The sequence below is a fragment of the Streptomyces sp. SID12501 genome, from assembly GCF_010550245.1.
Lineage (GTDB): Bacteria > Actinomycetota > Actinomycetes > Streptomycetales > Streptomycetaceae > Streptomyces.
The window spans coordinates 1-585 of sequence record NZ_JAAGLU010000300.1; the positions used below are offsets into that span (position 1 = coordinate 1).

1 protein-coding gene is annotated in these 585 nt (G+C 58.5%); it reads left to right on the forward strand.

The window, feature by feature from the left end:
- Positions 1 to 332 precede the first annotated feature (332 nt).
- A partial coding sequence (locus G3I71_RS50620; RefSeq protein ID WP_203733045.1) for a hypothetical protein occupies positions 333 to 585 on the forward strand: 253 nt, incomplete at its 3' end.

Genomic DNA, 585 nt, shown 5'->3' on the forward strand with positions numbered 1-585 from the left:
GTACATACCCGAGATAATTCGCTCGGCGGCAAACGGCGATGTCGTAGGGTACCTACTAGGTCTCGCGCGTGATGGGTTGCTAACTTCTCTCGCTACGGCGTTCGCCATAGCGTTCATTCGCGGGAGTTTCAGTTCGTTGCGTGAGAAGGCTCAGGCTCGGTCGTCTCTCGGTCCCGAGTACGACTTTACCGGCGGGTCTGTCTATATGGACCCCCCTCCGAATGATGTCGACGGCAATCGATAGACGGCGCCTTTCGTGGTCGATTTACGATCTTAGTGGCGCGCGGAGCTTCACTCGACGCAGCCGCCGGGTGCAGTTATCGCTCAGGTCTGTGGGTCTTGAGAAATGGTTCACGGTCATCGAGCCGATATTGCTGATCGAGATGCACGAACGGCCGGCCTGGCTTCGCGGGATCGAGTGGGTGGCGTGCTGGTCGGCGCGCGTTCTCAGGAGACCTCGCCGTTTCACGCTCGGACCATTTCAGTTGCGTGGTTCGCCTTGGCGCTTGGAGTTAGCTGCGATCGCAGTGGTCCGCGAACTGGAACGAGCGGGCTGTATATCTGAGATTGGCAAGTCTGATGTTT